We start from the raw sequence: 23685 nt of genomic DNA on the forward strand, positions 1-23685 counted from the left end.
ACTATATGTTACTGTTTTTTACTATAATTTTATTGATACACTCATGATAGTTAGGATGTCTGATTTTAGCCAAAATGACAATTTATCTTATCAAAAAGTGCAAAACATTTATAACCTATGTCAAAACCCGACACTTCAGCGGAGAGATAGGGTAATTTTTCTCTTAACTGATAGATGATTCACTAAGTACGATCGTTTGCTTGTAGTGTATTTACTTGACAACAACTCAACATTTTCGGATTAATTATAGACCTGAAATACAAGATGTAGTTGTTCACTTTGAAGTAAGTTAGTACAAGTAGTATGAAATGATCAATCACAAAAATATACCTGATTGTGCAATGTTGTCAGAAAAATAAGCTACGTTATTTGTATGTTTACCGATGGATTATGGAGAAATAACATAAAAAAGGGGCCAGCCTTATTGGCCAGCCCCTTCTGACAGGATGTCGCCTGAGCGATATCTTAGTTAAGACGCTCTTTGATACGAGCAGACTTACCAGTGCGCTCACGCAGGTAGTACAGTTTAGCTTTACGAACAGCACCACGACGTTTAACAGCAATGCTGTCAACTACCGGAGAGTGAGTCTGGAAGACACGCTCAACGCCTTCGCCGTTGGAGATTTTACGAACAGTGAATGCAGAGTGCAGACCGCGGTTACGAATAGCGATAACCACGCCCTCGAATGCCTGCAGACGTTTTTTGGAACCTTCAACAACCCATACTTTCACTTCCACGGTATCACCCGGACGGAAGGAAGGTACGTCCTGCTTCATCTGTTCTTGTTCAAGTTGCTTAATAATGTTGCTCATAATTTAATCTCTTATCCTGGGTAAACTGATATTGGGGGCTTACGCCTGCCCATCATGTTTATGTTGCTGTTGTGCGTGTTCCTTTTTGAACTCCGCCAGCAACCTTGCTTGCTCTTCAGTCAGAGCCAGGTTTTCCAGAAGTTCAGGTCTTCTAAGCCAGGTACGGCCCAGCGACTGCTTCAAACGCCAGCGACGTATCTCAGCGTGGTTCCCCGACAGCAAAACTGCCGGTACTTCCATCTGCTCTAACACTTCAGGTCGGGTATAGTGCGGGCAGTCCAGCAACCCATCGGCAAAGGAATCCTCCGTTGCCGATGCTTCATGACCCAGTACCCCCGGAATAAACCGGGAGACGGAATCAATCAGCGTCATCGCTGCTAATTCTCCACCGCTGAGAACGTAATCGCCGATTGACCATTCTTCATCAATTTCGGTTTGAATTACGCGCTCATCTATTCCTTCATAGCGACCGCACACCAGAATCAACTTTTGATTCGTTGCCAGTTCGCAAACGCCCGCTTGATCAAGCTTGCGTCCTTGAGGTGACAGATAAATCACCTTTGCGCCTTCACCAGCCGCAGCTTTTGCTGCATGAATGGCGTCCCGTAAAGGTTNTTACGCGCTCATCTACGCCTTCATAGCGACCACACACCAGAATCAGCTTTTGATTCGTTGCCAGTTCGCTCACGCCCGCTTGATCAAGCTTGCGTCCCTGAGGTGACAGATAAATCACCTTCGCGCCTTCACCTGCCGCGTCTTTTGCTGCATGAATGGCATCCCGTAAAGGTTGCACCATCATTAACATCCCCGGTCCGCCGCCGTAAGGACGATCGTCCACGGTACGGTGCCGGTCATGAGCAAAGTCACGAGGACTCCAGCTCTGGATGTTCAGCAGGCCATTTTTTACTGCCCGGCCAGTTACCCCGTAATCGGTAATTGCGCGGAACATTTCTGGAAACAGGCTAACGATACCTATAAACACAAGCCAATCCCCATCACGCCGACTTTTACCGTTTATCCGGTGGTTTAAAAACCAGGATCCCAATCTACTTCGATAGTACGAGTAGTGAGATCGACTTTCTTGATAACCTGCCCATCGAGGAACGGTACTAAACGTTCCTTGATACCAAACGCATCTTTCAGGTTTGCCTTGATGACGATGACGTCATTCGATCCGGTTTCCATCATATCGACGACTTTACCGAGTTCGTAGCCTTCAGTGGTCACTACCTGGCAACCCATAAGGTCTTTCCAGTAGTAAGTGCCATCATCCAGCGCTGGCAACTGCGAGGAATCTACGACAATTTCACAATTCGTCAGTACATTCGCCGCATCCCGATCCTCAATACCTTTCAGCTTGATGATCAGATCCTGATTGTGGTGCTTCCAGCTTTCCAGCTGTACTTGCTGCCACTGACCCGCCTTCTGGATAAACCAGGGCTGATAGTCAAAAATGCTTTCGGCGTCTTCAGTGGAAGAAAACACTCTGAGCCAACCACGGATACCGTAAGGAGACCCCATTTTCCCCAGAACTATGGGTTCTACGGGCGCCTGTGCGGCGAGTTGCTTGCTCATCATGACCACCGTGACAGATTAAGCTGCTTTGTTTGCTGCTTTGATCAGCGTAGCTACGCGATCAGAAATAGTCGCGCCCTGGCCAACCCAGTGAGCGATGCGATCCAGATCCAGGCGAGTGCCTTCTTCTTTTTCGCTAGCGATTGGGTTAAAGAAGCCAACGCGCTCGATGAAGCGACCGTTGCGTGCATTACGGCTGTCAGTAACAACAACCTGGTAGAACGGACGCTTTTTAGCGCCGTGACGTGCTAAACGAATAGTAACCATAACATCCTCTTGTGTGAATAAAACACCGGGCCCCATCGAGGGAAGGGACCCGGTGTCATATTAAAAGCCCGAAAATTTTACTGATTTCTGAGAAAAAAGCAATCAACATGTGATGAAGCTTGATACCAGGGCGTTACCGTTGCAGCCAGTTTGGCGTCGGCGTGCGCGCAGAAAGCGGAGCGTACACGCAGTACGTGAGCATTTCGAGCACACTCCGGCGTCAAAATGGCAAATAAGGTAGCCCGATATATTTATCTACCAGGGAATCCTGGCGGCATCATGCCCTTCATATTGCGCATCATCTTGGCCATCCCGCCCTTCTTCATTTTCTTCATCATGCGCTGCATGTCGTCGAACTGTTTCAGAAGGCGGTTAACGTCCTGTACCTGCATACCGCAGCCCTGAGCGATACGGCGCTTACGCGAACCTTTGATGATTTCCGGCTTGGCACGTTCTTTCAACGTCATCGAATTGATGATCGCTTCCATACGCACCAGCACTTTGTCATCCATCTGCGATTTCACGTTGTCAGGAATCTGACCCATGCCCGGCAGCTTGCCCATCAGGCTTGCCATGCCGCCCATGTTTTTCATTTGATTAAGCTGTTCTAAGAAGTCGTTCAGGTCAAAACCATCGCCCTTCTTCAGCTTGGTCGCCAGCTTCTCAGCCTGCGCGCGGTCAACCTTGCTTTCGATATCTTCGATCAGCGACAGTACGTCGCCCATGCCGAGGATACGCGAAGCAATCCTGTCCGGATGGAATGGCTCCAGCGCTTCGGTTTTCTCGCCAACACCGAGGAACTTAATCGGCTTACCAGTGATATGACGAATAGAGAGTGCGGCACCGCCGCGGGCATCACCGTCGACTTTCGTCAGCACGACACCGGTTAACGGCAGCGCTTCGTTGAAGGCTTTTGCGGTATTCGCGGCATCCTGACCGGTCATGGCATCGACAACAAACAGCGTTTCTACCGGATTGATAGACGCGTGGACCTGTTTGATTTCGTCCATCATCGCTTCGTCAACGTGCAGACGACCGGCGGTATCCACCAGCAGCACGTCGTAGAATTTCAGCTTCGCTTCTTTCAGCGCAGCGTTAACGATATCGACCGGCTTTTGGCCGACGTCAGACGGGAAGAAGTCGACTTCAACCTGCTCAGCCAGCGTTTCCAGCTGTTTGATCGCCGCCGGACGATAAACGTCGGCAGAGACGACCAGCACTTTCTTCTTGTGCTTCTCGCGCAGGAACTTACCCAGTTTCGCCACGCTGGTCGTTTTACCGGCACCCTGCAGACCCGCCATCAGCACCACGGCCGGTGGCTGAGCGGCCAGATTCAGGGTCTGGTTCTCTTCGCCCATCGCCGCAACCAGTTCACTGCGAACGATTTTGACGAATTCCTGACCCGGGGTCAGGCTTTTGTTAACTTCATGACCAACCGCTTTCTCTTTTACGCGATTGATAAACTCACGCACTACCGGCAGCGCAACGTCAGCTTCCAGCAGCGCCATGCGCACTTCGCGCAGCGTTTCTTTAACGTTGTCTTCAGTAAGGCGTCCACGGCCACTGATATTGCGCAGCGTGCGCGACAAACGATCGGTTAAATTATCAAACATTGTCTCTCGCCTGGGGTGGAAACGGTCGGTCGCTTGCACGACACATCAACAGAATTTTGTCGCAGTATAACATGAAGCCGCCTTTGTTGTTATGCAACGGTTGGAGCAGCGGTCACGTAACGCTATACTGCTTTTCTTTATCACTGGTCAACTGTCGACACCTATATGCCCGTTTTTGCTTTGTTCGCCCTTGTCGCCTATTCCGTCAGCCTTGCGCTGATCGTTCCCGCTCTGCTGCAAAAAAACAGCGGCTGGCGGCGTATGGCTATCCTTTCTGCGGTTATCGCGCTGGTGTGCCACGCTTTTGCCCTGGAAGCACGTATTTTGCCCGGTGGCGAGAATGGACAAAACCTGAGCCTGCTGAACGTCGGTTCTCTGGTTAGCCTGATGATCTGTACGGTAATGACCATTGTGGCCTCGCGCAATCGCGGCTGGCTGCTGCTGCCGATCGTGTATGCGTTTGCATTAATCAATCTGGCCTGCGCCACGTTTATGCCCAACGAGTACATCACCCACCTTGAAGCCACACCGGGCATGATGATCCACATCGGGCTCTCGCTGTTGTCCTATGCCACGCTGATCATTGCCGCCCTGTACGCACTGCAGCTGGCATGGATCGATTATCAGCTGAAAAACAAAAAACTGGCGTTCAACAATGAAATGCCGCCGCTGATGAGCATTGAACGCAAAATGTTTCACATCACTCAGATAGGCGTGGTTCTGCTGACGCTGACCCTGTGCACTGGCCTGTTTTACATGCACAACCTGTTCAGTACCGAAAATATTGATAAAGCCGTGCTCTCTATCGTGGCATGGTTTGTCTATATCGTTCTGCTATGGGGACATTACCATGAGGGCTGGCGCGGACGTCGTGTCGTCTGGTTTAACGTCGCAGGTGCAGGCATTCTGACGCTGGCCTATTTCGGTAGTCGCATACTGCAACAGCTTGTGAGTTAAGTCTTTAAGGAACCCTACGTGGAACACATCTCCACCACCACGCTCATTGTTACGCTTCTCATCATGGTGGTTATTTCAGCCTATTTTTCCGGTTCCGAAACCGGAATGATGACCCTGAACCGCTACCGCCTGCGCCACCGGGCCAAGCAGGGGAATCGTCAGGCAAAGCGCGTTGAAAAACTCCTGCGCAAACCGGACCGCCTGATAAGCCTGGTGCTTATCGGCAATAACCTGGTCAACATTCTCGCCTCCGCGCTTGGCACCATCGTCGGTATGCGTCTGTATGGCGATGCGGGTGTGGCGATTGCCACCGGGGTGCTGACCTTTGTGGTGCTGGTTTTTGCTGAAGTACTGCCAAAAACCATCGCCGCGCTGTATCCCGAAAAAGTCGCCTATCCCAGCAGTTTCTTACTGGCACCACTCCAAATTCTGATGATGCCGCTGGTGTGGTTACTGAACACCATTACCCGTCTGCTGATGCGTATGATGGGCATCAAAACGGATATCGTGATAAGCAGTTCCCTGAGTAAAGACGAACTGCGAACGCTGGTGAATGAATCGCGCTCGCAAATCTCGCGCCGTAATCAGGATATGCTGCTGTCGGTGTTGGATCTGGAAAAAATCAGCGTCGACGACATCATGGTGCCGCGAAACGAAATCATCGGGATTGATATCAACGACGACTGGAAATCAATCGTGCGTCAACTGTCGCACTCCCCGCACGGCCGCATTGTGCTTTACCGCGACTCGCTGGACGATACCATTAGTATGCTGCGCGTACGCGAAGCCTGGCGCCTGATGGCAGAGAAAAAAGAATTCACCAAAGAGACCATGCTGCGCGCCGCTGATGAGATCTATTACGTCCCGGAAGGCACGCCGCTCAGCACCCAGCTAATCAAATTTCAGCGCAACAAAAAGAAAGTTGGCCTGGTGGTTAACGAATATGGCGACGTTCAGGGCCTGGTGACGGTCGAAGATATCCTGGAAGAGATTGTCGGCGACTTCACCACCTCCATGTCACCTACGCTTGCCGAGGAAGTCACCCCGCAAAATGACGGTTCAGTGATAATTGACGGCAGCGCCAACGTTCGCGAAATCAACAAAGCCTTTAACTGGCACCTGCCGGAAGACGATGCGCGAACCGTAAACGGGATTATTCTTGAAGCGCTGGAAGAGATCCCGGTGGCCGGTACGCGGGTGCGTATTGGCCAGTACGATATCGATATTCTCGACGTACAGGATAATATGATTAAACAGGTGCAGGTCTTGCCGGTAAAACCGCTGCGGGAGAGCGTGGCGGACCAGGGATGATAATATCGCGGCGGGTAACGCATCTGCATTACCCGCCGCGACAGGCTGATTAGCCCTTGGCTTTCGCCACAGACACCATCGCCGCGCGGATGGTACGTCCGTTCAGGGTATAACCTTTCTGCATCACCATCAGTACGTTACCGGCCGCAACGTCGTCAGACTCAACCATGGCAATCGCCTGATGCACGTTCGGGTCCATCGGCACATCGATATCCGCAACCACCTGCACGCCAAACTTCGCCACCACATCCAGCATCGATTTACGGGTCAGTTCGATACCCTCGATCATCGCCGACATGGCATCGTTGTCTTTGTCCGCTACTTCCAGCGCACGGTCCAGGCTATCGAGCACCGGCAGCAGTTCGTTAACGAATTTTTCCAGCGCGAACTTATGCGCCTTTTCTACGTCCAGTTCGGTACGACGACGCAGGTTTTCCATTTCAGCTTTCATGCGCAACACGCTGTCACGCTCGCGCGTTTCGGCTTCAGTAAGCTGAGCTTCCAGATTCGCAATTTTTTCATCGCGCGGATCCACCTGCTCAGCAGAAGCGTCTGGTTCAACCGCCTCAACTTCTTCGTGCTGATCCATGATAATTTCTTCCGGGGCTTGCCCCTCAGGCGTTTTCTGTTCTTTACTACTCATGAATTTCTCCGCGTTTTTTCGCATTCATCTCGCTAACTTGGCTTATTATGGGGATAAGATTCAGGGATTCAAGGGAAGTACTCACATTGTCACTCATCTTCGCTACAAGGACCTCGAGAAAATGAATAAACATTTCAAGTGTATTGGCATTGTGGGGCATCCACGCCACCCCACTGCACTGACCACACATGAAATGCTTTACCGCTGGCTGTGCACCAAAGGGTATCAGGTTATCGTGGAGCAACAAATCGCCCGCGAACTGCAGCTGAAAAATGTGCAAACCGGCACGCTGGCAGAAATTGGTCAGCAGGCGGACCTCGCGGTAGTGGTGGGCGGAGATGGCAATATGCTCGGTGCTGCGCGCACTCTGGCACGCTATGACATTAAGGTCATCGGGATCAACCGTGGCAACCTGGGCTTTCTCACCGACCTTGACCCGGACAATGCCCATCAGCAGTTAGCCGATGTGCTGGAAGGCCATTACATCAGTGAAAAGCGCTTTTTACTTGAAGCCCAGGTGTGCCAGCAAGATTGCCAGAAGCGTATCAGTACCGCGATCAATGAAGTGGTGCTGCACCCGGGTAAAGTCGCGCACATGATTGAATTTGAAGTCTATATTGATGAGGTCTTTGCGTTTTCCCAGCGTTCAGACGGACTGATTATTTCCACGCCAACCGGTTCTACTGCCTACTCGCTCTCTGCCGGCGGCCCAATCCTGACGCCTTCTCTGGATGCCATTACGCTGGTACCAATGTTCCCGCACACGCTCTCAGCGCGACCGCTGGTGATCAACAGTAGCAGCACCATTCGCCTGCGCTTCTCACACCGCCGTAGCGATCTCGAAATTAGCTGCGACAGCCAGATTGCCCTGCCTATACAGGAAGGTGAAGACGTGTTGATTCGCCGCTGTGATTATCATTTAAACCTGATTCACCCTAAAGACTACAGCTATTTCAATACATTAAGCACCAAGCTCGGCTGGTCAAAAAAATTATTTTAATTTACCCCCAGCCTCTTTACTGTATAAAAAACCAGTTTATACTGTATGTAATTACAGTTATGGTTTTTCATACAGGAAAACAGCTATGTTGGCACAACTGACCATCAGCAATTTTGCTATCGTTCGTGAACTTGAGATCGATTTTCAGAGCGGAATGACCGTCATCACCGGTGAGACCGGGGCGGGTAAGTCCATTGCCATTGATGCCCTCGGTTTGTGCCTTGGCGGACGTGCCGATGCCGACATGGTGCGCGCTGGCGCTACGCGTGCCGATCTGTGTGCCCGCTTCTCCCTGAAGGACACGCCAGCGGCGCTGCAATGGCTCGAAGAAAACCAGCTTGAAGAAGGCCGTGAATGCTTGCTACGCCGCGTTATCAGTAGCGATGGGCGTTCCCGTGGCTTTATCAACGGCACCGCGGTACCACTGTCGCAGCTTCGCGAGCTCGGCCAGTTGTTAATTCAAATCCACGGCCAGCACGCGCATCAACTGCTGACGAAATCTGAACACCAAAAATCCCTGCTGGACGGCTATGCCAATGAGGCATCTCTTATTCAGGAAATGGCGACGCGCTATCAACTGTGGCATCAGAGCTGCCGCGACCTGGCACATCATCAGCAGCAAAGCCAGGAACGCGCTGCCCGGGCAGAGCTGTTGCAGTATCAGTTGAAAGAGCTAAACGAATTTAGCCCGCAGGCGGGTGAGTTTGAGCAGATCGATGAAGAGTACAAGCGCCTGGCTAACAGCGGGCAGTTGCTAACCACCAGCCAACAGGCGCTGGCTATCATGGCAGATGGCGAAGACGCTAATCTGCAAAGCCAGCTGTACACGGCAAAGCAGTTGGTCAGCGAACTGGCGGGTATGGACAATAAGCTTTCCGGTATTCTGGACATGCTTGAAGAGGCAACCATTCAACTCAGCGAAGCCAGCGACGAGCTGCGCCACTATTGTGACCGGCTGGATCTGGACCCTAACCGGTTATTCGAGCTTGAGCAGCGCATCGCAAAACAAATCTCTCTGGCGCGTAAACACCATGTCGCACCTGAAGCGCTCCCGCAGTTCTATCAGTCCCTGCTGGACGAACAGCAGCAACTTGACGATCAGGCAGATTCACTCGAAACCCTCACTCTGGCGGTGAACACTCATCACAAGCTGGCACTGGAAACAGCAAAGACGCTGCACCACCAGCGCCAACACTATGCTCAGGAGTTAGGGCAGCTCATTACAGAGAGCATGCACGCACTTTCTATGCCGCACGGACTCTTTTGCATTGAGGTGAAGTTTGATGAACACCATCTGAGTGTAGACGGTGCCGATCGCATTGAATTTAAGGTCACCACCAACCCAGGCCAGCCGTTACAGCCTATAGCAAAAGTCGCATCTGGGGGGGAACTGTCGCGTATCGCACTGGCTATTCAGGTGATCACCGCACGTAAAATGGAAACCCCGGCGCTGATTTTCGATGAGGTTGACGTCGGTATTAGCGGTCCAACAGCCGCGGTCGTCGGCAAACTACTGCGCCAGCTCGGTGAATCCACGCAGGTTATGTGCGTCACGCATCTGCCGCAGGTTGCCGGTTGCGGACATCAACACTTCTACGTCAGCAAAGAAACCGACGGCGCGATGACAGAAACACATATGCAACCACTGGATAAACGCGCGCGCCTGCAGGAGCTCGCCCGCTTACTTGGCGGTAGCGAAGTGACGCGCAATACCCTCGCAAATGCAAAAGAACTGCTGGCAGCATAAACTTTTTTCTCTTGTAACGGTCTGAGTTCAACATAAAATCGCCGTCCGACCCGACAGCAAAAGGTTTTAAAGTGGTGAAAGGTCTATTATCATCGGCATATTACATATGAGCCGCGTACTGCTCGGGCCCGAAAAGGAATCAAATCACTATGCGCTGTAAAACGCTGACTGCTGCTGCAGCAGTACTACTGATGTTGACCGCAGGCTGTTCCACTCTGGAGCGAGTGGTTTACCGTCCTGACATCAACCAGGGAAACTATCTGACCGCTAACGATGTGTCCAAAGTTCGTGTCGGTATGACGCAACAGCAGGTTGCTTATGCTCTGGGTACACCGATGATGTCCGATCCTTTTGGCACCAACACCTGGTTCTATGTGTTCCGTCAGCAACCAGGACACGAAGGCGTAACGCAGCAAACGCTGACGCTGACCTTTAACAGCAATGGCGTGTTGACCAATATTGATAACAAGCCCGCATTGACCGGTAATCAATAAGTAGGTCTTCAGATAGCAAAAAAGGTGCTCGCTGAGCACCTTTTTATTGCCTGCTATTTGTTGGCAGACTTCTCCGCCCGCTTCCTGCGCAACTCTTTTGGATCGGCAATCAATGGCCGGTAAATTTCTACCCGATCCCCATCATGCACAGCATCAGCAAGTTTTACCGGGCGGCTGTAGATCCCCACTTTGTTTTTGCTGAGGTCGATATCAGGGCGCAATTCCAGTAATCCAGACGCGCGAATGGCCTCTTCAACCGTCGCGCCCTCTTGCAGCGTCACGCGCTGTAAATATTGCTTTTCGGGTAGCGCATACGCGACTTCGACGACCATTTTAGCTGACACTGACACTGTAAACCTCTTTCGCACGCACCGTGAAGGCTTGCACCATGTTCGACGCCAGCTCTTTAAAGATACGGCCAAACGCCAGCTCAATGAGCTTATTAGTGAACTCAAAATCAAGCTGAAACTCAATACGGCACGCTTCATGACTGAGCGGCGTAAACTTCCACCCGCCAATGAGTTTTTTGAAGGGGCCATCGACCAGATGCATCAGAATGCTCTGGTTATTAGTCAACTGGTTGCGCGTGGTGAACGTTTTGCTGATCCCTGCTTTAGACACATCCACCGCTGCCGTCATCTGTCCAGGAGTCGACTCCAGTACGCGGCTTCCGGTGCAACCCGGTAAAAACTGGGGATAGGATTTCACATCATTCACTAGCTGATACATCTGTTCCGCACTGTAAGGTACTAAAGCGGTCCGGCTAATCTGAGGCATAACAATTTCCATCTATATCAATCGAGCAAATAATACCATTTATCATCCGCTAAAAAAAACGCTATAGCCCAACTCGTGCTAAGATAGCGCCTTGCGCCCCGCTGGATGAAATGGGGTGTTTTTCGATTCCAGATTACCTATACTGAGCGGCATTATGACGAAGAAAAAAGCACACAAACCTGGCTCAGCCACAATCGCGCTTAACAAGCGCGCACGACACGAATACTTTATTGAAGAAGAGTTCGAAGCTGGACTCGCTCTGCAAGGCTGGGAAGTCAAATCCCTGCGCGCGGGTAAAGCCAACATCAGCGACAGCTATGTCATTCTTAAAGACGGTGAAGCTTACCTGTTTGGTGCCAACTTTATCCCGATGGCAGTTGCCTCAACGCATGTGGTCTGCGATCCCACTCGTACCCGTAAACTGCTGTTAAACCAGCGCGAGCTCGATTCGCTGTATGGCCGAATGAACCGCGAAGGTTACACCGTCGTGGCACTGTCTCTGTACTGGAAAAACGCCTGGTGCAAAGTGAAAATTGGCGTCGCTAAAGGTAAGAAACAGCACGATAAACGTTCCGATGTGAAAGAGCGTGAGTGGCAGGTGGATAAAGCACGTATTATGAAAAATGCTGGCAGATAACACCTTTGTTTTGTGACCAGTCTCTCATTATGGGACTGGTCCTTATTATTTAGTTATTGAATCCCCCTCAATATATTCATCACACTTATAGTTTAATACTGCTGAATCGTTCAAATATCAAGTAAATCACCGTGTTATTTCATGATGTCTGTAGTCCAATAAAAATAAAACTTCAAGATTTACCTCCATCTATTTCACTTCATTTTAATAACATTATTATCACTGATGTTTATTATAAAATCATGCTGCACGCCAAAAATAAATCACTTAAAATACAATAGCATAATAAAACACATATATTTTATGTGGCGTTTACACTAACCCACCTGAAATATCGCCGTATATTTTTAACAGACAGAAGTTGCGGAATACTTTCTTTCTGACTATATCATCTAATACGAAAGAACTATTCAACGCCGAGGCCAATTTTTATTTACTAACCAAACAGACATCTCTGTGACCTAATCAATGAAACTACATGTGTAAATTCATCTTCACGATGAACGGGGCAGCTGTCTGCTCATTTTCCCAGAACGCTGTTGCGGATTAATTCCCCCGGCAAGCCATCAGGAGTGAACATATGCGTCATCTCGCCGTTGTATCAAAATTGACTGGTGTATCTACGAATGTTGAAGCCTCTGAAGTGACGCTCAGTACACCGTCCATCGTGAAATTATCCGTTTCGCGTGAAGACATCAGCCAACTGACCCGTATTAACCAGGATCTAGTGGTCACACTCCGCTCAGGTGACGTAATTACGATTAAAAACTTCTATGTCGCAAACGGCAGTGATAAAAGCCAACTCGTTCTCGAAGACAGCAACGGTGCACTGTGGTGGGTTCAGGATACTGATGGCGCATTCCACTTCCAGCATCTGGACGATCTCACACCGCTGATGGCGGCTGAAGGCAGTCATGACGGTGGCGCAGTCTGGCCGTGGGTTCTAGGCGGCGTGGCGGCGGCGGGCGGAATTGCCCTCGCGGCGGGTGGTGGTGGTGGTGGTGGTGGCGGTGGCGGTGGCGGTGGCGGTGGCGGTGGTGATAATCCCGGGAACGGGAATGGAAACGGGAATAATCCGGGAAACGGCAACGGTAATAACCCCGGCGGTGGAAATGGCGATGGCGACGGTGGAACCCCACCAACAACGCCAGCGCTCCCCGGCGTTCCCGTCATCACCAGCGTAGTCGATAACCAGGAGCTGATTACTGGCATTGTCAATCAACAGGAGTCCACCAACGACAATACCCCTACGCTTCAAGGGACGGGAACGGCTAATACCACGTTGCATATTTTCGATAATGGCAAAGAGATTGGCCAGATCACCATCGATGCCAGTGGTAACTGGTCATTTACACCATCTCCCCCTCTCGCGGATGGTACCCACCAGTTTACAGTCAGCGCGTCGAACAGCGCGGGCAGCAGTGGCATGTCAAACAGTTGGGTTATTATCATTGATACCCTCGCCCCTGATGCGCCTGCTCTCTCTCAGGAACTCGATGATGTCGGATCCATTCAAGGTTTTATCGCCAGTAACGCCGTGATCGACGATGACACGCCGACGCTCTCTGGTATCGGTGTTGCCGGCAATTTCATCAGCGTCTACGACAACGGTATCCTGATTGGCATGACGCAGGTTGATGAGAATGGTAACTGGACATTCACACCGGATACGCCGTTGAGCGAAGGCGTTCACAATCTGACGCTGACGCAAACCGACCCTGCAGGTAACGTCAGTGCAGAAACCACAGTGCCCACCTTCACTGTCGATATCACCCCGCCTCCGGCGGCAGCGATTACCAACGTCAACCCGGAAGGGACAACGGTCACCGGCAGCGCAGAGCCAGGCAGCACGGTCAGTATTATCGGCAGTAGTAATCTGCTGCTGGGTTCGGCCGTTGTAGGCCAGGACGGCACTTTCAGCATCGCGATTTCACCGTCGCAGACCCACGGTGAATCACTTACCGCAAAAATTCATGACGAAGCGGGCAACGTCGGGCCAGACACCCCATTCAACGCTCAGAACTCAGGCTATCCTGGCGTACCGGTTATCGTCAGCGTGATGGATGACGTCGCCCCGTCAACCGGGTCGTTGAGCAATAATCAGGCGACTAACGATAACAAGCCCACGCTTTCCGGTACCGCTGACGCCAACAGCACAGTGAATATTTACGACAACGGCGTAGCAGTCGACAGCGTACAGGCTGACGGCAACGGCAACTGGAGCTGGACATCAAGCTCACCGCTGGATGACGGCCCGAACGCCTTTACCGTCACCGCAACCAACCAGTCGGGTACCGGGGGAGTGTCGACCGCATTCAACATTAATATTGATACTCTGCCGCCGTCTGCGCCTGACGATCTCAACGTCTCGGCAGATGGTGCTGTCGTAACCGGGAAAACCGAGCCCGGCAATACCGTGGTGATCACCGACAGTAAAAATATCCCCATTGGCAGCGGCGTCGCCGGGCCGGATGGTTCATTTACCATTACCATCAAGCCGCCGCAGACCAATGGCGAAACGCTTACAGCCATCTCGACCGATCCCGCAGGAAACTCAAGCCCGCCAGAAACGGCAGTTGCGCCGGACATCACCGCCCCACAACCGCCCACAAACCTGGTGATTAATGGCGCGGGTAACGAGGTCACCGGCAAGGCCGAGCCTGACAGTACGGTCAATATTCTGGATCCACGCGGCAATATCATTGGCACAACGACAGCCACTGCAGATGGGGACTTCACCGCAGCGCTGGTACCGCCGCAGACGAATGGTGAGATCCTGACGGCAAACGCGACCGATGCAGCAGGTAACAAAGGGGGCAATGCCTCCGTCACCGCGCCGGATACCACGGCACCGGATGCACCGACAGATGTTATCGTCGCTGGAAATGGAGGGTCGGTGAGCGGCCACGCCGAGGCCGGAAGTACCGTCACCGTCAAAGACAGCGATGGTCATATTATTGGCAAGGGCCAGGCGGACAGCGGCGGCAACTTCACCGTGTCAATCGCACCGGCGCAAATCAACAGTGAGACGGTTACCGTCACCGCCACGGACGGCAAAGGCAACGAAAGTCTGCCAACTTCAGCAATAGCACCAGATCTTTCTGCACCCGAACAGCCGATTATTATCGCCGTCACAGACGATGTTGCGGATTACACTGGCCGCATTGATGACAATGGATTGACCAACGACGATAAACCCAAAATTGAAGGCACTGCCGAGGCCAACTCTCAGGTTAAGATTTACGATAACGGTAACCTGATCGCGACCGTCACCGCCGATCTCAACGGCAACTGGAACTATACGCCCACCACCGCGCTGGCGCAGGGTGCGCACGTTTTTACGGTGACGGCTACCGATGCCGCCAGTAACACCAGCAGTGCCGCCAGCTGGAAAATCATTGTCGACAGTATCGCCCCCACCGTACCGGCCATTACGCTTATCAACGATGACGTCGGCAGCATCACCGGTAACGTCGCGAACAACGGGGTCACCAATGACAAAACCCCCACGTTCTCGGGAACCGGCGAACCCGGCTCGCTGGTGACGCTGTATGATAATGGCCTGCAGATGATGGTTATTCTTATCGACAGAACAGGCACCTGGAGCCATAGCGTGCCAGCCAATGAGGCCCTTAGCGAAGGCACCCACCGTTTTACGCTGACCGCAACGGATGCCGCCGGTAACGTCGTCACCGCTCCCCCTGTCATCATAACGGTCGACACCAAAGCGCCCGATGCCCCCATTATTTCGAGCGCCACGGACGACGTAGGCAGTTTGCAAAGCGACCTGGCCAATGGCGGACGTTCAGACGATACCCTGCCGCTGCTGAAAGGCACCGGAGTCGCAGATTCCACGATCACAATTTACGATGGGGCTACCCCCATAGGCACTGCTACAGTGACGCCGGAAGGAAGCTGGAGTTTTCAGGTCACTCAACCGCTGAGTGAGGGTCCACACGCGCTGTCAGCTATTGCGACAGATAAAGCGGGTAACGCCAGCAGTGCCGGTAATTTCACGCTGACGATTGATACCACGCCGCCAGCCGCCCCTGTTATCACCTCGGCGGAAGGACTTATTGGCAGTGAGACAAAACTGCTTGCTAACGGCGGAAGCACCAAAAGCGACAACCCCAAGCTGTCAGGCACCGGCGAGCCGGGTGCGACAATTACCGTTTTTGATAATGACGTCCGTCTGGGTACGGCCACCGTGCAGCCAAACGGCACCTGGACCTTTACTCCAACGTTGCTTACAGACGGTCCACACAAATTCACCGCCACAGCGACAGACGTGGCTGGCAACACGGGGATCCCGTCCGCCGGCTTTACGCTGACGGTAGATAACCTGCCGCCCGCGAAGCCTGAGTCGCCAACCATAACCGATGATGCCAATCCGATAACGGGAATTATCACCAACGGCATCACCAACGATACCACGCCAACCTTCAGCGGTACCGGGAGTGCCGGAGATGTTATCGCCATCTATCTTGACGGCAGAACCGAACCGCTAGGCACGGCGACGGTCGGGGCGGATGGCACCTGGAGCTTTACGCCAACCGACCCGATTAATCCGGACAGCTATCAAGTCACCCTCACCGCCACCGATCCGGCGGGCAACGTCAGCCCGCGTTCGGATGCCGTCACCCTGGGCATCGATACGACGCCGTCCGCGCCGCCGGTTATCACCGCGGTTAATGATGACGTCGGCGACGTCAGAGGCGATCTCGCCGCCGGCGCGGTGACGGATGACACCACGCCGACCATCCGCGGAACCGGCTCCAACGGTGACATCATCACCCTGTACAATGGCAGTACGGTAATTGGCACGGCTACCGTTGCAGGCGGCGTCTGGAGTATCACGCCCAACCCGGCGCTGACCAACGGCAGCTACACGCTGACCGCCATCGCCACCGATGCGGCAGGAAATGCCAGCGACGCCTCAAACAGCGTCTCGTTTACGGTGAACAGCACAGCATTGAAGTTGCCCCAGGTCACGGATATTGAAGATGACGCTGGGGTTATTATCGGTTCGCTAACCAACAACAGCGTCACGGACGATACCACCCCGACGATCAGTGGGACCGGTACACCGGGCAGTACAGTGTTAATTTTCGATGGCAGCAATCCCGTAGCGATTGCCACGGCCACCGTCGCGGCGAACGGCAGTTGGAGTATAGATGTTCCCCTGACACCCAACGTCACTCACACGCTGACTTTCGGTGCCCAGGACGCTGCCGGTAACGTGCTGGCAGCAGGAAACCCCGTGACGTTAATCGTCGATACCTTGCCACCTGCAATGCCAACCGTCAGTGGCGTAGATCCAAACGGGACGCTGGTTAGCGGCACGGCCGAACCGGGCAGCACCGTTATCATTCGCCGCGACAACACGATTCTCGGTCAGGGTATTGCCGACGACGAGGGAAATTATTCCGTTACCCTCTCACCGGCGCAAACAACCGGTCAGGCACTGGACGCTATCGCCCAGGACCCGGCAGGTAATCAGAGCGATCCCACGCCGTTTAACGCCGCGACGTCCAGCATCCCCCACCCGCCGACGCTGGAAATTGTGGACGATGTGGCCCCGGTCATGGGCGTGATTGGCAACGGTAAAACCACCAATGACACCTTACCGCTGCTGCAAGGAACCGCCACTCCGGGGGCTACGGTAAACATTTACCAAAATGGGACCCTACTCGACACAGTGACCGCCGACGCCACCTCCGGCGCATGGAGCTATCAACTGTCCACGCCACTGACAAACGGTACCGCGTATAACTTCACCGTGTCGCAAACGGTAGGTAGTGCAGAGAGCGGTCAATCACCTAATTACACCATCACTATTGATACCGTCGCCCCGCAGGCGCCGATCATTACCAGCATTATTGACGATGTCACGCCCGGTACGGGCACGTTAGACAAAGGACAACTTACCAACGATTCCCGACCAACCTTTAACGGTACCGGCGAAGCGGGCGCAACCATCACTCTCTACGATGGCAACGGTGTCTATGCCACTACCACCGTCAACAGCAGCGGATTCTGGAGCTATACCCCAACCAATGCCCTGGGCGAAGGCCCGCATGACTTCACCGTGCGCGCGACGGACGCCGCAGGCAACCAGGGCTCTGCCTCCGACAGTTTCCGCATTATTGTCGATACCTTAGTCCCGGACGCGCCGTCCATTGTGACGGTGAAGGACAACGTCGGCACGGACCAGACGCTCACCTCCGGGCAGTCGACCAACGACAACACCCCAACACTGGAAGGCGTGACCGAGGCGAATTCGGTCGTCACTATTCTTGATAAAGGGACGGTAATCGGCACCACCACCAGCGACGCAGACGGTAACTGGAGCTTTACACCTGCCCCAGCGCTCGGTGAAGGCAATCACGCGTTAACCGCTACCGTCACCGATGGTGCGGGCAACATCAGTCCGGCAACGCCGCCGTTCTTGCTGGTTGTCGATACACTGGCGCCAGCCGCGCCAATCATCACCTCGGTGATTGACGACCAACCGGGAAATACCTCACTGACGAACGGGCAACTGACTAACGACGCGCAGCCAACGCTGAACGGCAAAGGGGAAGCCGGGGCGACTATCACGATAAAAGATAAGGGTGTCGAAATAGGTACCGCGCGGGTAGACGAATCCGGCAACTGGACCTTCACACCGGAAAACGCGCTGGGTCAGGGGCAGCATGTCTTCACCGCAACAGCCACAGACCAGGCCGGTAATACGGGTGGGGCCTCCTCCGCCTTTACCCTTGAACTGGATTCCGTTGCCCCGCTGGCGCCGGTCATCGGTAACGTACAGGACAACACGGCCCCCACCACCGGGCCAATAGGTAACGGTCAGACGACCAACGAAACCCGTCCAGCGCTGAGTGGAACGGGTGAAATCGGCGCAACGATTACTATCCTGAGCGACGGTTTACCCATTGGCACCACCACCGTCGGTGCAGGCGGCACCTGGAGCTTTACGCCAACGGACGCTCTGAGTAACGGTCCGCATACGCTGACCGCCACCGCCACCGACAGCGCGGGCAATACCAGCCCGGCCTCCAGCGGCTTTACGTTCACGGTTGATACGGTATCACCGAACACGCCGGTTATTACCCAGGTCAGCGATGATGTCGGCCCACTAACAGGAAATCTAAACAACGGTCAGGCGACAAACGATGCGCGCCCTACCCTTAACGGTACGGCGGAGGCCAATTCGACGGTCAAAATCTATGACAACGGCACGCTTATCGACACGGTTTCTGCAGACGGAAACGGCGTATGGAATTTTACACCGGGGAGTGCGCTGGGTAACGGCAATCACGTGTTGACGGTGACATCCACCGACGCGGCCGGCAACGTCAGCGTGTCGTCTGCCGGGTTTGCCCTGATTGTGGATACCGTCGCCCCGCTGGCACCCACCATTATCCAGGTCTTTGATGACGTACAACCGGGCACCGGCACGCTGTCGAGCGGTGCCTGGACCAACGATACCCGCCCCGTGCTGAGCGGTTCTGCGGAGGCCAACGCCCGGATTGCCATTTACGACAACGGCACGCTGCTGACGACAGTTACCGCAACAATAGACGGCACCTGGGAGTTTCTGTCCACTACGCTGGGTAACGGCCAGCATGTCTTTACCGCCATCGCCACGGATGCGGCCGGAAACGTCGGCCCGGCGTCAAGCGGATTTATTCTCAACGTTGATACCGTTGCGCCATCAACGCCGATCCTGACCTCGGTGGTGGATGACATCACTGGCGGCGTGTTTAATGCCGCACTGAGCAACGGGCAACTGACCAATGACGCCCGCCCTACGCTTAACGGTACCGCCGAAGCGGGCAGCACCGTCAGTATTTACGACGGCAGCACGCTGCTCGGCACCGCCGTCGCGCAAAGTAACAACAGCTGGTCGTTTACCCCAACGGCACCGTTGGGGAATGGTTCGCACACCTTTACCGTCACCGCCACCGACCCCGCGGGCAACACCAGCGGTGCAACGGCGGGCTTTACGATTAACGTGGACACCACCGCCCCCACGCTGCCGTCAATTAGCAGCATTGTTGATGATGTCGGTCCCAATACCGGGTCGATTGGCAACAACCAGCCCACCAATGACGCGCGCCCCACGTTAAACGGCACCACGGAAGCCAATGCCCGGGTTGATATTTATGACAACGGCAACTTTGTCACCAGCGTAACGGCGGATGGCAGCGGCAACTGGAACTACACCCCGTCTACCGCACTGGGTCAGGGCCCCCATTCATTTACTATTACCGCAACGGACAGCGCGGGCAATACCAGCGGCATGTCGGCTGCCGCGTCGATTGTGGTCGATACCGTCGCTCCGGGTATTCCCACCGCTCTGGCGGTTAACGCCAACGGTACTGTGCTGACCGGCGTTGCGGAAGCCAACAGCACGGTGATCGTCACGACAAGCAGCGGCACCGTGCTCGGCACCGCCACGGCCAACGCCGCCGGCAACTTCACCTTTACCCTCAACCCGCCGCAGATCAGCGGACAAACGCTGCAGGTTAGCGCGCAGGATGCCGCCGGGAATACCGGCACGCCTGGCAACGCGCTGGCCCCGTTTACCGGGGTACCACCCGCACCGATTATCGCCAGCGTTTTTGATGACATTGGTACGGTCACTGGCAATGTCGCCGCCGGAAAAACCACCAATGACACCCGTCCGATGCTCAGCGGCACGGCACAGGCTAACGCCGTCGTCAGCCTGTACAACAACGGAACATTGATGGGCACCACAACCGCGGACGGCAACGGACTGTGGAGCTTTACCCCTTCCGGCGCGCTCAGTGAAGGCAACCACGCGTTTACCGCCAGTGCGGCTAACGCCAACGGTTCCGGCGTATTGTCTGGCGCGTTTAACGTCATTGTCGATACCACGCCACCGCCGCCGCCATCAGTGCTGATCAGCGCCGATGGCGGTACGGTCAGCGGCATCGCCGAAGCAGGCAGTACGGTCACTATCTCCCTGCCCGGCGGCGGCAGCATCACGGCGGTCGCCAACAGCAGCGGGGTCTACAGCGTCACCCTGCCGGTACGCCAGATTGAGGGCCAGTCGTTGTCCGCTACTGCGACCGACGCGGCAGGCAACACCTCAACGCCGACCAGCATCCTCGCGCCAGTCTTACCGCTGCTGGCTGAAGACAACGTCACTCGTCTGGCGCTACAAACCGACTTCACGGTCACCAACGAGCACAAAAGCGATTATGGCTTCCTGCTGGTCGGTGCAGTGGATAATGTGCTGAAGGTACTGGGAGACAACACTGCACTCGTCAACTTCAACATTCAGACCGGCGGCAGCGGCACCATCACCATCAACGCGGCAGCAACCGGCATTGTGCTGTCGCTGCTGAGTACCATGGAGATTGTTATCCAGCGCTTTGACTCCACGCTCAACGCCTGGGTGACGGTGGTCGATACCGGTCAAGCCGATTTTGCCGACTTGCTGACGCTCAGCGCCTCCGGCGTGACGCTCAACTATGGCGGGCTTACTGGTGGGGACTACCGTGTCGTCAGCTACAACACCAGCCTGCTGGCGACCGGAGCCTTCACCAGTCTGGACGTGGCGGTGGTCAAAACCAGCGCCGGATCGATCACTGGTGGCACCAGCGAATCCGGCAATATCATCACCGATACCGACCCCACCAACGGGCAGGATAACGCCCCATCCGGCACGCGGGTGACGTCGATTACCGATGGCAACGGCAATGTGGTGAACATTCCGCTGGGCGGGGCTGATGTGCAGGGTAAATACGGCACCCTGCATATTAATCAGGACGGGAGTTATACCTACACCCTCACCGATAAATCCGCCTCGGTATACGGTCGCTCCGAAAGCTTCACCTATACGCTGACGCACGGTAACGACCACTCTTCGGCAAAACTGGTGGTGGCGCTGGGCCAGGGTCCGACGACCAGTACGGTAACAGCGGCAGACGATGTCGCCTCACTGACCTACGGCACCGAGGTCAGCGTGGTCGACCACGGACCATCAAAACAAACCGGCTTTACGCTCGCCAGCGTAGGCCTGGGGAATGTGCTGGACGTCAGTCTGGTCGACGGGTTAACCAACCCCATCAAATTCAACGTTGAAGATGGCGCCACCCGCACGCTGACGATTCAGGCCGACGTTCTCGGCGTAACGCTCGGCGGCTTTGATCTGTACGTCTACCGTTTTAATGACGCTATTCAGCAATACGAGCAGTATCGGGTACAACCCAACTGGGTCACGGCAGTATTGGGTGGAAAATCAAAAGATTTCACCATCACGCTGCCGGGCGGTGACTACCTGTTCCTGCTGAACGCCGGCGGCGGTCTGGCGCTGTTGACCAGCTACACCCTGAATATTCAGGCCGATCACACCTATGCGGTGGACAGTCTGAGTGCCTCAACCAACGGCAATATTCTGGCCAATGATTCCGCACCCGCCGATACGGTTATCACCGACGTGAACGGCGTCGCAGTCAATTTAACAGGCACAACCCGTATTGAGGGACAGTACGGCACACTCACTATCGATGCGAAGGGGAACTACAGCTACACGCTGAAAAGCGGACTGGGCGCGGACAGCATCAATACGCCGGACAGCTTTGTGTACACGGTCAAGGCGCCAAACGGCGATATCGGCAGCGCGTCGCTGAACATCAAGGCGACTCCGCAAGTGCTGGACGCGGTGAACGACACCAGCAGCCAGATGGCGGTCACGACGTTGCAGGATACGTCTCAGCCCTTTAGTGATACCAGCGTGGGATCGGCCAGTTGGACCACTGTGCTGGGACCCAGCTCGAAAAGTGGTACCGGAACAGTTGAAGTCGCAGCGGGTACAGCGGTGCAAAACGTGGTGCTGCATTTTAACGTGGCATCAGGGCTGACGCTGGGTGGACTAAACGTAACCTGGGCGCTGTACGACAGCAATGGCGTTAAAGTTGCCGGGGATACTTTCAACGGCGGGCTCCTGATCGGCGGCAATCTTGATATTGCCCTGAACGGACTGGTGCTGCACGCCGGGAACTATCGCCTCGACTATACCGGCAACGCGGGTGCGCTGGGGCTAGGCACCATCACCATTACCCCCAGCGTGAAAGGAACAATAGTCGATCTCGATAACTTCGAAACCGCGGGCGTCAATAGCGTAACCGGCAACATCTATGACGGTGACCATATTGCCAGCGTCCATACCCTGCTGACGGTAAACGGCGCGGGCGGCAGTACCGCCACGCTGGATCCGCTGGGCAGCAGCACCGCCAGCGCCACGATCAATGGACTGTACGGCAAACTGACAATGGGCATTGATGGGCATTACACCTATACCCTCAACAGCGATGTCTCACTGGAATCCATCAAGACCAAAGAGACATTCAACTACACCCTTAACGACCAAAAAGGACATACCGATAGCGCCACGTTGACCATCGATATGAATCCACAGGTGATCAGCACCGCGGAGGCCGATCGGGTTATCGGCAGCGCGTACGGCGATACGCTGATTTACCACCTGCTCAGCGCCAATAACGCAACCGGCGGCAACGGAACCGCGGACACCTGGAGCAACTTCTCGCTGGCGCAGGGTGACAAAATCGATATCGGCGACCTGCTGGTGGGCTGGAACGGGCAGAACGCCACGCTCGGCAATTATCTCACCGTATCCACCAGCGGTAACAACACCGTGGTGTCCATCGACCGCGACGGTACGGGCGCCACCTATCAATCAACCAGCCTTGTGACACTGGAGAACGTCCACACCACGCTCGATGAGCTGATCCAACAAAATCATATTGTGACCTGACGTGAGCACCAAAACGCCATAACAACAGCCCCGGATGCCACG

General features: G+C 54.4%; 15 protein-coding genes and 1 pseudogene. 7 read left to right on the forward strand and 9 right to left on the reverse strand.

From position 1 onward, the window contains the following. Nucleotides 1–465: 465 nt before the first annotated feature. The 6 genes and pseudogenes from rplS to ffh form a co-directional block, all read right to left on the reverse strand. On the reverse strand, nt 466–813 hold the full coding sequence (gene rplS, locus FDX22_RS13610; protein WP_002914145.1) for a 50S ribosomal protein L19: 348 nt from the start codon (nt 811–813) through the stop codon (nt 466–468). 39 nt (nt 814–852) lie between these two features. Then, nucleotides 853–1425 (reverse strand): annotated as a pseudogene (trmD, locus tag FDX22_RS13615) (tRNA (guanosine(37)-N1)-methyltransferase TrmD); the annotation flags it as partial. After that, the gene (locus tag FDX22_RS13620; protein WP_370317245.1) at nt 1382–1795 is read right to left on the reverse strand and encodes a hypothetical protein; all 414 of its coding nucleotides are present in this window, start codon (nt 1793–1795) and stop codon (nt 1382–1384) included. The pseudogene trmD and the gene FDX22_RS13620, both read right to left, overlap by 44 nt. A gap of 44 nt (nt 1796–1839) precedes the next feature. Further along, nucleotides 1840–2388: a ribosome maturation factor RimM gene (gene rimM, locus FDX22_RS13625; protein WP_096756095.1), complete on the reverse strand. Its 549-nt coding sequence runs from the start codon at nt 2386–2388 to the stop codon at nt 1840–1842. Between the two features lie 18 nt (nt 2389–2406). After that, nucleotides 2407–2655, reverse strand: a complete 249-nt coding sequence (rpsP, locus tag FDX22_RS13630; RefSeq protein WP_003031228.1) for a 30S ribosomal protein S16 — start codon at nt 2653–2655, stop codon at nt 2407–2409. 251 nt (nt 2656–2906) lie between these two features. Further along, nucleotides 2907–4268 carry a signal recognition particle protein gene (gene ffh, locus FDX22_RS13635; protein ID WP_096756094.1) on the reverse strand — a complete coding sequence of 454 codons (1362 nt, stop codon included), beginning with the start codon at nt 4266–4268 and terminating at the stop codon, nt 2907–2909. 165 nt (nt 4269–4433) lie between these two features. On the opposite strand from ffh, the gene FDX22_RS13645 reads away from it, so the two are divergent. Both FDX22_RS13645 and FDX22_RS13650 read left to right on the forward strand, forming a co-directional pair. Beyond that, a complete protein-coding gene (locus FDX22_RS13645; RefSeq protein ID WP_096756093.1) occupies nt 4434–5225 on the forward strand; it encodes an inner membrane protein YpjD in 792 nt (263 codons plus the stop codon). 18 nt (nt 5226–5243) lie between these two features. After that, nucleotides 5244–6536: an HlyC/CorC family transporter gene (locus FDX22_RS13650; RefSeq protein WP_135911576.1), complete on the forward strand. Its 1293-nt coding sequence runs from the start codon at nt 5244–5246 to the stop codon at nt 6534–6536. 49 nt (nt 6537–6585) lie between these two features. On the opposite strand, the gene grpE is transcribed toward FDX22_RS13650, so the two are convergent. Further along, entirely contained in the window at nt 6586–7179 is a 594-nt protein-coding gene (gene grpE / locus FDX22_RS13655) for a nucleotide exchange factor GrpE (protein WP_096756092.1), read from the reverse strand. 121 nt (nt 7180–7300) lie between these two features. Between grpE and nadK the strand changes: the two genes are divergently transcribed. The 3 genes from nadK to bamE all read left to right on the forward strand — a co-directional run bounded on the left by nadK (nt 7301) and on the right by bamE (nt 10420). Continuing rightward, a complete protein-coding gene (gene nadK / locus FDX22_RS13660) occupies nt 7301–8179 on the forward strand; it encodes an NAD(+) kinase (RefSeq protein WP_096756091.1) in 879 nt (292 codons plus the stop codon). A gap of 85 nt (nt 8180–8264) precedes the next feature. Next, nucleotides 8265–9926 carry a DNA repair protein RecN gene (recN, locus tag FDX22_RS13665; RefSeq protein WP_146717332.1) on the forward strand — a complete coding sequence of 554 codons (1662 nt, stop codon included), beginning with the start codon at nt 8265–8267 and terminating at the stop codon, nt 9924–9926. Between the two features lie 149 nt (nt 9927–10075). Continuing rightward, on the forward strand, nt 10076–10420 hold the full coding sequence (bamE, locus tag FDX22_RS13670; RefSeq protein ID WP_115257734.1) for an outer membrane protein assembly factor BamE: 345 nt from the start codon (nt 10076–10078) through the stop codon (nt 10418–10420). Nucleotides 10421–10473: 53 nt separating this feature from the next. Here the strand turns inward: bamE and FDX22_RS13675 are convergent, their stop codons facing one another. Both FDX22_RS13675 and ratA read right to left on the reverse strand, forming a co-directional pair. Continuing rightward, nucleotides 10474–10752 carry an RnfH family protein gene (locus tag FDX22_RS13675; protein WP_217439082.1) on the reverse strand — a complete coding sequence of 93 codons (279 nt, stop codon included), beginning with the start codon at nt 10750–10752 and terminating at the stop codon, nt 10474–10476. A 1-nt stretch (nt 10753) separates the two neighbouring features. Further along, nucleotides 10754–11197 (reverse strand): type II toxin-antitoxin system toxin RatA, encoded by a 444-nt coding sequence (gene ratA, locus FDX22_RS13680; protein WP_115257733.1) that lies wholly within the window; start codon nt 11195–11197, stop codon nt 10754–10756. A 154-nt stretch (nt 11198–11351) separates the two neighbouring features. On the opposite strand from ratA, the gene smpB reads away from it, so the two are divergent. Then, nucleotides 11352–11834 (forward strand): SsrA-binding protein SmpB, encoded by a 483-nt coding sequence (smpB, locus tag FDX22_RS13685; RefSeq protein WP_096759347.1) that lies wholly within the window; start codon nt 11352–11354, stop codon nt 11832–11834. 580 nt (nt 11835–12414) lie between these two features. Beyond that, entirely contained in the window at nt 12415–23643 is an 11229-nt protein-coding gene (locus tag FDX22_RS13690) for a BapA/Bap/LapF family large adhesin (protein ID WP_146717333.1), read from the forward strand. Nucleotides 23644–23685: the final 42 nt, after the last annotated feature.

The organism is Citrobacter sp. TBCS-14 (assembly GCF_005280805.1).
GTDB lineage: Bacteria > Pseudomonadota > Gammaproteobacteria > Enterobacterales > Enterobacteriaceae > Citrobacter > Citrobacter gillenii.